The sequence below is a fragment of the Paenarthrobacter nitroguajacolicus genome, assembly GCF_031455195.1.
Taxonomy (GTDB): Bacteria; Actinomycetota; Actinomycetes; order Actinomycetales; family Micrococcaceae; genus Arthrobacter; species Arthrobacter nitroguajacolicus_D.
Window position 1 is genome coordinate 398,794 of the sequence record NZ_JAVDSH010000005.1, and the last position, 11,013, is coordinate 409,806.

Below are 11,013 nucleotides of genomic sequence, written 5' to 3' on the forward strand. Positions count from 1 at the left end.
CCTGCGCACTCGACGACTCCTGCCGTCTTATGCGCAGCGAAGCATCGAAACGGCGGGATGTGACCGACGGCCACGGCCACTCCGGACAAAACCTACCCAGCCACCAACTTCCGCGCAGCCGCAGAGTGCTCGGCGATCAGCCCGGCCACGTCCAGGCCCGGGATCGCCCCGTCAACGACGCGCCAGGAGCCGCCCACCATCACCCGGTCAGCACGGTCGGCACCGCACAGCAACAACGCCGCTACGGGGTCATGGCTGCCGGAGAACCGAAGCTCGTCGGGCTTAAACAAGGCCAGGTCGGCCTGCATCCCGGGGGCCAACTGGCCGATGTCCGAGCGCCCCAGGACTGCTGCGGACCCACGCGTCGCCCACCCCAACGCACGGGACACGGGAACGGAGGCACCGTAGCGGAGCCGCTGCAAGTACAGTGCCTGCCGTGCCTCAAGGATCATGTTGGACGCATCATTCGACGCCGATCCGTCCACTCCCAGCCCCACCGGAACGCCCGCGGCTTCCAGTTCCAACACCCGTGCCGTACCGGAAGCGAGCCGCATGTTGGAGGTTGGGCAGTGCGCGACGGCGGTGCCCGCGGCTCCCAGTCTGGCGATCTCCTCGTCGTTGAAGTGGATGCCGTGTCCCAGCCAGGTGCGGGACCCGAGCCAGCCCACGGACTCCAGGTAATCCACGGTCCGCAGGCCGAACATGGACTGGCAGAAGTCTTCCTCGTCGATGGTTTCGGCAAGGTGAGTGTGCAGCCGGACGTCGAAGCGTTCAGCCATCGCCGCTGATTCGGCCATGATTTCCTTGGTCACCGAGAAGGGCGAGCACGGGGCAAGCGCGATCTGCACAACAGCGCCGGGACCTGTCTCGTGGTACTTGCGAATCAGGCGTTCGCTGTCCGCAAGGATCGCTTCGGGCGACTGGACCGTGGTCCTGGGCGGCAGCCCGCCGTCGTCCTCTCCCAGGGTCATGGAACCGCGCGTCAAGGTGGCCCGCATTCCCATGGACCGTACTGCAGACACCTCGATGTCGATGGCGTCTTCCATGCCGTCGGGGAAGAGGTAGTGGTGGTCGGCTGCGGTGGTGCAGCCGGACAGCAGCAGCTCGGCCAGGGCAACTTGCACGGCAAGCTCAAGGCTGCGCGGGGTGAGCCGCGCCCACACGGGGTAGAGGTTCTGCAGCCACGGGAACAGGGGTGCGTTGGCCACGGGTCCCCAGGCCCGGGTGAGGGTTTGGTAGAAGTGGTGGTGCGTGTTGATCAGGCCCGGCAGCACCACGTAGGAGGACGCGTCGAACACGGAACACGGCATGGAGGGCTCAGCGCCGGAGGGCACGAGTTCAACGATGGTTCCGTCGTCGGAGACCACCAGGCCGTTGCCGGCGTCGAGGTCGTTGGCGGTGAAGATACCCAGCGGGTTTTTGATCCAAAGCATGGAGGTCCTTGTCTGGTCGGCGTGTTCGCGTTCCAGCTCAGTTAGGCCCTGTCTGCTGATCCAGGTTTCCCGGGCGCCGGGGGCGTCGGGTCCCCAAAGCGTAGAATGCACGACGGCGGCAGTCAACGCCCGCGGGCCGGCCGCGGTCACATTTGGCGGCACCGGAGCAGACAAAGTAATTTCGCATGACGAAATTAAATTTTCAAAAAACTATGGCGCGGCTCACAAACGTGGTGCTACGCTCTAACTGCCAAAGGCGGGCACCCGGACCTCGGGAAGCTATCTACCAGGCGCAACTTAACCTTCATCGCACATGCTGAAGCCTGGTAACCAAGCTAACTGGAGCTCCTTTCTGTAGCGCCCCCAAACAGGTCACCTGGCTTCCTCAGCACTAAGGAAGTCGCAACATGAGTACAACCGTCACGGCCGAGCAATTCCTGGCCACCTCCATTGAGCTGGCAACAGCCAATGTCCTGAACAGTGGTGGCCCTTTCGGCGCCGTCATTGTCACCGCGGACGGACGAGCCTTCGAAGGCGTCAACCGCGTTACCGCCACAAACGATCCCACCGCACACGCAGAAGTCACGGCTATCCGTAACGCCTGCCGCGAACTGGGAACCTTCGATTTGAGCGGAGCAACCCTTTACACCAGCTGCGAGCCATGCCCCATGTGCCTGGCCTCCGCGCTCTGGGCACGCGTTGACCGCGTGTTCTTCGCCGCAGACCGTCACGACGCCGCATCCGTCGGCTTCGACGACGCCGTCTTCTACGAGTACTTCGAGAACGACAACCGGGACGCGCTGATGCCGGTAGCCAAGCTGGAACTGGGCGACCCCCAGGCTCCGGCGGCCCTCCAGCCGTTCAACACATGGAACACGCTTGATTCCAGGATTGATTACTAGGGCCCGGTGGCTGACATGGAAATCCTGGATACCGCAGAAATGCAGACAGCAGCTGAAAAGCAGGCTGCGCTCCTCCCCAACGGAGGCAAAGGCGCAGAGCCCACAGCGGCAAAGCACACGGCAACCGGCCTGGCAGGCGGCAAAGGCAAGCCCCCGGTGTCGAACTCCTTCCTGGACAAGTTTTTCCAGATCTCCAAGCGTGGCTCCACGCTGGCCCGCGAATTCCGCGGCGGTCTGGTCACGTTCTTCACCATGGCGTACATCGTCATCCTGAATCCGCTTATCCTGGGTGGCTTCTCGGCAGAGAACGCACCCACCGACGTCGCTGGTGGCTGGCTCTCGGCTGCGCAGGTCGGTGCGGTCACCGGCCTCACCGCCGGCGTCATGACCATCATCTTCGGCCTGGTCGCCAACCTTCCCTTTGGTCTCGCGGCCGGTCTGGGCATCAACTCGTTCCTCGCCGTCGCGGTCATCCAGGAAGTCACGTGGCCAGAAGCCATGGGACTGGTGGTCATCAACGGCATCCTGATCGTCCTCTTCGGTGCCACCGGTGCCCGGACGGCGATCTTCAAGGCAGTCCCCAAGGAACTCAAAGCCGCCATCACCGTTGGCATCGGCTTGTTCATCGCCTTCATCGGCTTCGTTGACTCCGGCTTCGTCCGTCCCACCGCGGGCGGGCCGCCGGTCCAACTCGGCAATGATGGCTCCATCACTTCCATCCCCACGCTTGTTTTCATCGTCGGGCTGTTGGCCATGGGCATCCTCGTGGCACGCAAAATCCAAGGCGGCCTGCTCATCGGCATTGTCGCCACCACTGTCCTTGCCGCTGTTGTCGAGGCCATCTTCCACATTGGTCCGGGCAGTGCCACCAACCCCGGCGGCTGGCACTTGAATGTACCGATCCTGTCGAGCCAGCTGGTGTCCGTGCCGGACCTCAGCCTGGTGGGCCAGTTCGATCTCTTCGGCTCGTTCGCACGGATCGGCGGATTGGCGGCCACCATGTTGGTCTTCACCCTGGTGTTCACCAACTTCTTCGACGCCATGGGTACCATGACCGGCCTGGCCAAGAGCGCAGGCGTGGCCCACAAGGACGGTACGTTCCCCAAGCTGAAGTCGGCCTTCATTGTTGAGGGCATGGGTGCAGTAGTGGGCGGCGCAACGTCCGGTTCGTCCAACACCGTGTACATCGATTCCGCGGCCGGTATCGGCGAAGGTGCCCGCACGGGCCTGGCCTCCGTGGTCACCGGATTGCTGTTCCTGGGTTCGATGTTCTTCACGCCGCTCACGTCGGTTGTACCGCTGGAAGTAGCTGCTGCAGCACTGGTGGTGGTGGGTGCGATGATGATGGCGCAGATCCGCGAGATCAAGTTCACCAAGTTCTCCATCGCGCTCCCTGCCTTCCTCACTATCGTGACCATGCCGCTGACCTACTCCATCGCCAACGGCATCGGCGTCGGGTTCATCTCCTTCGCCGTCATCAGTGCAGCGTCGGGCAGGGCCAAGAAGGTCCATCCGCTCATGTGGGTGGTCACGGTTGGCTTCATCATCTACTTCGCACGGGGTCCCATCAACGCACTGATGGGCGTCTAGCCCGGAACCCCCAGCCCGCGCCGGAGGGCACCATTCCGGCACTCCGATCGGCGGTCCGTCGATACCCACCGCACGAATAGGCGCCCGCCGTCGTCGTCCCTGAAAGCAGGCACGACGGCGGGCGGCGGTTGGGTGCCGATGCTCCGTCAGGGAACGGGGGCAGGGAGATGAAGCCCTTGCCCCCGTTCCTATGAACTCTTACTGACTGAACTTTTACTGAACAGCCGCGACTACCCCTCAACAGCCTCTGCGAATGAGATTATGAGGCAAGATCGCGCACTGCTCCGGCCGGGCCACCTGGCCGGGACACCTGGAATAAGGATGTGTTGCCATGCTGGATCTGATGCCTTCACTGGGCGGCTGGCGGACGGCGGTCTCCGGCCAACGATGCGCTGTGGCCACGATCGTAGGGACTGGCGGCTCCGTGCCGCGGCCCCTGGGGACGTCCATGATGGTCTCCGAGCGCGGCGAAATCCTGGGCAGCCTGTCCGGTGGTTGCGTAGAGGGTGCCGTGGTGGAGGCCGCTTTGGAAGCAATGCGCGACGGCGGCCCCCGCCTTGAGTCCTTCGGATACAGTCCCGAAGACGCGTTCGCCGTTGGGCTCACCTGTGGAGGGGAATTGGAAGTCCACATCCAGCCGCTGCAGGAAGGCTCGCCCGAACTCTCAATGCTGGCCGAAACCCACCGGCCCGCCGCACTCATCCGCCGCCTTGATGCCGGTGGCGGAGTGATGGTGGTGGCGGATCCCGTACGGTTCCGTGCCATGGAATCGGAAGAGCTGGCCAAACTGGTGGGTGACCACCCCGCTACGCTGTTCGCGGCAGCCGCCCAAGTGGAGCCGCTCCTCCAAGGTGGCCGCGCAGGATTGGTCCGGCTGGCCCCGCCCGAGGGCTGCATCGAGGGTTGGGTGACAGCCGAGAGGTTGGCTGCGCCACCCCGTGAAGAAGAAGAACCACAGCCCATAACCTTGTTTGTCGAAAGCAGGTTGCCTGCAGCGAGGATGCTGGTCTTTGGCGCCAACGACTTTGGTGCCGCGTTGCTTCCCGCCGGGCAACTGCTTGGCTACGAGGTCACTTTGTGCGATGCGCGTCCGGCCTTCGCGCAGCAAGGTCGCTTCGCCGGAGCCGACCAGGTAGTGACGGACTGGCCCCACCGCTATCTCGAGGCTGAAGCCGCAGCGGGTCGCATCGATTCCCGGACCGTAGTCTGCGTCCTGACCCACGACCCCAAATTCGACATCCCGTTGCTGGAGGCCGCCCTCCGCCTCAACCTGGCCTACGTTGGCGCGATGGGATCCCGCCGCAGCCACCGCCAACGGATCGACGCCCTCCTCGAGGCAGGCACCTCCACCGAGTTCCTGTCACGGCTGCACTCACCCATCGGCTTGAACCTTGGTGCTGTGACCCCGGCAGAAGTGGCGGTCTCCATCACGGCCGAGATCATCGCCGAGCGCGGACCGGGTCCCAGGGAAGAGCACGGCACGCCCGGTTTCCCTTCCCTTAAAGACGGCACCGGCCCGATTCACCCAGCACCTCAACACCTCACTCAGGAGGACCCATGGACATGAACACCATCGAGGCCGTGGTGCCCACTACGGACCCGGCCCAGTGGCGCGACGGCGATGCCTGGCTCGCCGGCGGCACGGTCCTTTTCTCCTACGGAAGCACCGTCCTCAAACGACTCCTTGACCTCGGCGACGCCGGCTGGCCTGCCGTCACCGTCACCGACGACGGCATTGAATTGGCTGCCACCTGCACCGTCGCTGAGCTCTACGCCTTGCCGGCAAGTGCAGACACAACCCACCGCGAGTGGCCCGGACTGGCCTTGATCCGGCCAAGTTGCGACTCGTTCGTGGCGTCCTTCAAAATCTGGAACATGTCCACCGTGGGCGGCAACATCTGCACTGGCCTGCCTGCAGGACCCATGACTTCGCTCTGCGCCGGACTCGATGGAATCGCCACCATCCTCAGCCCCGACGGTTCCAGCCGCACGGTCCCGGTTGCCGACTTCGTGATCGGCGATATGCAGACTGTCCTCGCCCCGGGGGAGTTGCTGCGCAGTATCCACCTCCCTGCCGAGGCACTCTCGGCCCGGGTGGCGTTCAGGCGCTTGTCGCTGAGCAACCTTGGCCGCTCGGGCGTGTTGCTGATTGGCAGGTTGGATCCCGTGTTCGGCCTGGTCATCACGGTGACTGCCTCGACCAAGCGCCCGGTGCAACTAAGGTTCCCCGCCGGGAAGGTTCCCGACGCGCGGACGCTGGCTGACGCCGTCGAACGTTCCATTCCCTGGCCGCTGTACCACGACGATATCCACGGGCTGCCGGCATGGCGCCGCGACATGACGCTCAAGCTGGCCGAGGAGATACGGGCGGAATTGATGGACGAGTCGATGACCGTGTCCGGCGATTTCTGGCCGCCGCACGCCACGTCGGCCCAGCCGTCCACGCAACCCGAAATCCCCGGCACCCAGAAGGAGGCCTCCCATGGCAATTGAGATCAACGGCGCTGCCTCGCAGGCCACACCCCGACCAGGCCAATGCCTCCGCACCTTCCTCCGGGAGGAGGGCAACTTCGGCGTCAAGAAGGGATGCGACGGCGGCGACTGCGGAGCCTGCACCGTCCACGTCGACGGAACCCCGGTGCACAGCTGCATCTACCCGGCCGTCCGCGCCGAGGGCAAAGCGGTTACCACCATCGAGGGCCTCGCCAAGGACGGACAACTGCACCCTGTGCAGGAGCAGTTCCACCATGGCCAGGGTTTCCAGTGCGGCTTCTGTACCGCAGGCATGATGATGACAGCCGCCACCTTCGACGACGAACAACGCGCCAATCTGCCCCGGAACCTCAAGGGAAACCTGTGCCGTTGCACCGGCTATCGCTCCATCGCGGACGCCGTCTGTGACCACGACGGAGGCCACGGCGGCCAACACCAGCACGACGCCGGAGCTGACGTTTCCGGGGCGCAGTCACAGGCCGCTGTTGAGGCCATCCCTGGCCGGCTTGGCGACAATGTCCCCGCCCTGGCCAGCGACGCCGTGGTGACAGGAACCGCACGGTACACCTTGGACGTTCCGGCTGAACAGCTGCCTGGTTTGCTGCACCTCAAGCTGGCCCGTTCGCCGCATCCGCACGCCCGGATCGTGTCCATCGATAAGGCCCCGGCGTTGGCTGTGCCGGGCGTGGTTGCCGTGTTCACTCACGAGGACGCGCCGCAGCAACTCTTCTCCACGGCCCAACACGAGAATTTCACTGACGATCCCGATGACACCCGGGTCCTGGACAACGTTGTGCGGTTCATCGGGCAGCGCGTTGCCGCGGTAGTGGCCGAATCCGTGGGCGCGGCCGAAGCCGGTGCGCGTGCGTTGGCCGTGGAGTACGAACTCCTTGAACCGGTCTTCACGCCCCAGGACGCCATCCTTCCCGGTGCCCCGGCGATTCACGGCGAGAAAGACGGCGTCGAATCCCGCATTTCCAGGCCGCTCCAGAACGTGGTGGCCGAGGTCCACGCGGAACTGGGCAGCGTACAGGACGGTTTCGCTGAGGCGGACTACATCCACGAGCACACGTACCAAACCCAGCGGGTGCAGCACGTGGCCATGGAAACCCACTCGTCCATTTCCTGGCTCGATGAGGAAGGACGGTTGGTTGTCCGTTCCTCCACCCAAGTCCCGTTCCTGGTGAAGCGCACGTTGAGCCGGTTGTTCAACCTGCCACCGGAAACCATCCGCGTAGTGGCCGGCCGGGTCGGCGGCGGTTTCGGTGGAAAGCAGGAAGTCCTTACCGAAGATCTGGTGGCATTGGCAACCCTTGCCCTGAAGCGTCCCGTGCAGCTCGAGTTCACCCGGACCGAGCAGTTCACGGCAACCACCACCCGGCACCCGTTCACCATCCACCTCAAGGCGGGCGCCAACAAGGACGGTTACCTGACCGCGTTGCAGTTGAACGTCCTTACCAACACCGGCGCCTACGGAAACCACGCTCCCGGCGTCATGTTCCACGGCTGCGGCGAGTCTTTGGCGGTGTACAAGTGCGTGAACAAGAAGGTGGACGCCCACGCCGTCTACACCAACACTGTTCCCGCCGGGGCTTTCCGGGGCTACGGGTTGAGCCAGATGATCTTCGCGATCGAATCGGCCATCGACGAGCTCGCTGTTGGGATTGGCATGGATCCCTTGGAGTTCCGCCTCAAGAACATGGTCCGTCCCGGTGACCACATGCTGTCCACAACTCCGGAGCCTGAAGAAGACGTGCACTATGGCAGCTACGGCCTGGACCAGTGCGTGGCCTTGGTACGCGACGCCCTGGACCGCGGCAAGGAGCGCTACCGTGCAGCGGGACTCGATGACCTCGGCCCCGAATGGGCCATCGGCGAAGGTTCAGCGCTGTCCATGATCGACACCGTCCCGCCCCGCGGCCACTTCGCCCACACCCGGGTGAGCCTGGAAGCGGATGGAAGGTTCGCCGTCGACGTCGGTACTGCCGAATTCGGGAACGGCACCACCACAGTACACGCGCAGCTGGCGGCCACGGCGCTGGCTACCTCAGCGTCCAAGGTGACCGTGCGCCAGTCCGATACCGACCTCGTGGAGCACGACACCGGTGCCTTCGGGTCCGCGGGAACGGTGGTTGCCGGCAAAGCGACCCTGGGTGCGGCGCTGGAATTGGCTACCCGCATCCAGACCGTCGCGGCCTCGCTCACAGGGGTGGCGCTGACGGAGTGCCGTTTGGTGGATGGGGCTGTCCAGTGCGGCGACCGGACGGTGCAGCTCACGGAAATCGTCGACGCCGCCCGGCTGCAAGGCGTCCGCCTCGCCACCGACGGAAACTGGGGAGGAACGCCGCGTTCGGTGGCCTTCAACGTTCACGGCTTCCGGGTTGCCGTGAACACGGGAACCGGTGAGCTGAGGATCCTGCAGAGCGTGCAGGCCGCCGACGCCGGTGTGGTGGTCAACCCGCGGCAGTGCCGTGGGCAGATCGAGGGCGGAATCGCGCAGGCCCTCGGTGCGGTGCTGTACGAGGAAGTTAAAGTGGACGACGCCGGTCGGGTCACCACGGATATCCTGCGGCAGTATCACATTCCCTCGTTCGCGGACGTGCCCAGGAGCGAGGTCTATTTCGCCAAAACCAACGACAGCACTGGCCCACTTGGCGCCAAGTCCATGAGCGAGAGTCCGTTCAACCCGGTGGCACCGGCGCTGGCCAACGCCATCCGCAACGCAACGGGGATCCGTTTCGCTGAGCTGCCCATCGCCCGGGACAAGATCTATCTGGCGCTCCGCGATCGGACCCTGATCCGCAACTAACCCAACCCCACTCAGCCCGCTAGAGGGGGAGCTCCATGAAGACGCTGTTCGGGTCCAGGGTGTAATCCGCGAACGGCGGGCATTCGGTGAACCCATGCCGTTCGTACAGGCGCCGCGCCGGGGCGAAGTAGTCCTCGGTGCCGGTTTCCAGGCTGAGCCGTTCGTATCCGCGTCGGCCGGCTTCCTTGACGATGTGTTCAAGCATGCGGGTTGCCACGCCACGTCCCCGGGCATTGGCCGTGGTGCGCATCGACTTGATCTCGGCATGCCCCGGGGACAACGCCTTCAGCGCCCCGCATCCGAGCAGGACACCGTCCTCGCGGGCAGTCCAGAAAGTGATCGCGTCGTGCGACAACGCCGAGTGGTCCAATGCGTGCACGCTTTCTGCGGGCGAGGTGGCGAACATGTCGGCCAGGTGTTCGCTGAGGAGCTTGTGGACATCAGGGCGCGCTGGATCGTCAATCTCGATGCTGATCATGCACCCTAATTTACCCGCCGCTATCCGTCCAAAAGATGCAGCTGATCCTTGGTGTCCAGGTCTTCACCTGAGCAAAGGTCGCTGCAATCCACCAGGTCCACCAGGCCGGGATGCGCCTTGAGGAAGGACCGCGCGCCCGTGTCGCCATTGGCGGCCGCGGCCGCTTCGGCTCGAAGCCCGACGTCGAAAATCACCGGGTGCCTGCGCTTCAGCCTCCCTGACTCATCAGGGTAGGCGGCGGCGGTGACCCGCCCTGGACGATGGCCGCCCAGCAACCTGCTGACCGCCGTCGGGGTTAATCCGGGCTGGTCCACCAAAGCCACCATGATGTTGTTTCCCGGTGCGGCGGCGTCGATGCCTGCACGGAAGGACCCGGCCATCCCTTTGGCCCAATTCTGATTCTCAACCACGGTATGTCCGCCCAGTTCGGTGTTGTTCCGAACGTGGTCGGCCTCGGCTCCGACTACCACCACCACCTCGCTGCAACCACCGTCGAAAAGCGTGTCGGCGAGTACTTCCACCAGCGTGCGCCCGCGGAAGGGCAGCAGCGCCTTGGGGCCGCGCCCCAGGCGGGTGCCGGCGCCCGCAGCGAGCAGGACGCCCGTGGTGGGCGTGCCGGATTGAGTCATATCCTCACCATACGCGCGGCGTTGCATGCGGTCTCTAGCTCCTTGTGGGCTTTCCATTTGATCTACCAATATCGGTTTCAAACTACTGATGAGTAGGGCTTTTAGCCCCGCGAAATGGCCGTTATGGTCGATGAGGGAGTTATGAAGTCAGCTCGAGGACGCAACGACGCGTTAAGGGACAGGGGAAAATGGCGGGTAGTTTCGAGATTCTCAAGGCAGGTACTGATTCATTCCGATTCCGGCTCACAGCCGACGACGGCACGGTGGTGGCAGTGTCGCCTCAATTTCCGAACCTGAAGGCCGTTGTGGCCGGTATCAACGCCGTTCGCGAGAATGCGGCCACAGGTTTCGTCGTCGACCGGAGGAATCTGGGCACCTGACCTACCCGGCACCGCGAGGTGCAGCTGAACGACAAATGGCGGCAGTGTTCAACACGAACACTGCCGCCATTTGTTGTTGTTGGGGCTTAGGCGTCGCCGCCCGCTCCGCCGGTGGTGCCGGCGTTCACATCGAGCAGCTTGTAGCGGTCAATGGCGTACGACGGCGCGCCCTCCTCAACCTCGCCCCTCGCCGCCAGCATCTGCAGGGTTTTGGCGACGATGGAGTGGGTGTCGTTTTTGAAGTAGCGGCGTGCGGCTTGGCGGGTGTCGGAGAAGCCGAAGCCGTCTGCTCCGAGGGA

The 11,013-nt window shown here is 64.4% G+C and carries 10 protein-coding genes; 6 read left to right on the forward strand and 4 right to left on the reverse strand.

Annotated elements, in window-relative coordinates:
- Positions 1 to 92: 92 nt before the first annotated feature.
- A complete protein-coding gene (locus J2Y68_RS13805; protein WP_309994290.1) occupies positions 93 to 1,433 on the reverse strand; it encodes an 8-oxoguanine deaminase in 1,341 nt (446 codons plus the stop codon).
- Positions 1,434 to 1,840: 407 nt separating this feature from the next.
- Between J2Y68_RS13805 and J2Y68_RS13810 the strand changes: the two genes are divergently transcribed.
- The 5 genes from J2Y68_RS13810 (at position 1,841) to J2Y68_RS13830 (ending at position 9,227) form a co-directional block, all read left to right on the forward strand.
- Positions 1,841 to 2,335, forward strand: coding sequence for a nucleoside deaminase (locus tag J2Y68_RS13810; RefSeq protein ID WP_017200639.1), 495 nt, complete (start codon positions 1,841 to 1,843; stop codon positions 2,333 to 2,335).
- A gap of 6 nt (positions 2,336 to 2,341) precedes the next feature.
- Entirely contained in the window at positions 2,342 to 3,925 is a 1,584-nt protein-coding gene (locus J2Y68_RS13815; RefSeq protein WP_309994293.1) for an NCS2 family permease, read from the forward strand.
- Positions 3,926 to 4,256: 331 nt separating this feature from the next.
- The gene (locus J2Y68_RS13820; protein ID WP_309994295.1) at positions 4,257 to 5,492 is read left to right on the forward strand and encodes an XdhC family protein; all 1,236 of its coding nucleotides are present in this window, start codon (positions 4,257 to 4,259) and stop codon (positions 5,490 to 5,492) included.
- Positions 5,483 to 6,418: an FAD binding domain-containing protein gene (locus J2Y68_RS13825; RefSeq protein ID WP_309994297.1), complete on the forward strand. Its 936-nt coding sequence runs from the start codon at positions 5,483 to 5,485 to the stop codon at positions 6,416 to 6,418. Before J2Y68_RS13820 ends, J2Y68_RS13825 begins: the two co-directional genes overlap by 10 nt.
- Entirely contained in the window at positions 6,408 to 9,227 is a 2,820-nt protein-coding gene (locus J2Y68_RS13830; RefSeq protein ID WP_309994299.1) for a molybdopterin-dependent oxidoreductase, read from the forward strand. Before J2Y68_RS13825 ends, J2Y68_RS13830 begins: the two co-directional genes overlap by 11 nt.
- A 19-nt stretch (positions 9,228 to 9,246) precedes the next feature.
- Here the strand turns inward: J2Y68_RS13830 and J2Y68_RS13835 are convergent, their stop codons facing one another.
- Both J2Y68_RS13835 and nboR read right to left on the reverse strand, forming a co-directional pair.
- Complete coding sequence (locus J2Y68_RS13835; RefSeq protein ID WP_309994301.1) at positions 9,247 to 9,705, reverse strand: GNAT family N-acetyltransferase; 459 nt, start codon at positions 9,703 to 9,705, stop codon at positions 9,247 to 9,249.
- 20 nt (positions 9,706 to 9,725) lie between these two features.
- On the reverse strand, positions 9,726 to 10,361 hold the full coding sequence (gene nboR, locus J2Y68_RS13840; RefSeq protein ID WP_309994303.1) for a nicotine blue oxidoreductase: 636 nt from the start codon (positions 10,359 to 10,361) through the stop codon (positions 9,726 to 9,728).
- Positions 10,362 to 10,522: 161 nt separating this feature from the next.
- On the opposite strand from nboR, the gene J2Y68_RS13845 reads away from it, so the two are divergent.
- A complete protein-coding gene (locus J2Y68_RS13845; RefSeq protein ID WP_309994305.1) occupies positions 10,523 to 10,714 on the forward strand; it encodes a YegP family protein in 192 nt (63 codons plus the stop codon).
- 86 nt (positions 10,715 to 10,800) lie between these two features.
- Here J2Y68_RS13845 and J2Y68_RS13850 read toward each other — a convergent pair.
- On the reverse strand, positions 10,801 to 11,013 hold a 213-nt coding region (locus J2Y68_RS13850; protein WP_309994307.1), incomplete at its 5' end, for a hypothetical protein.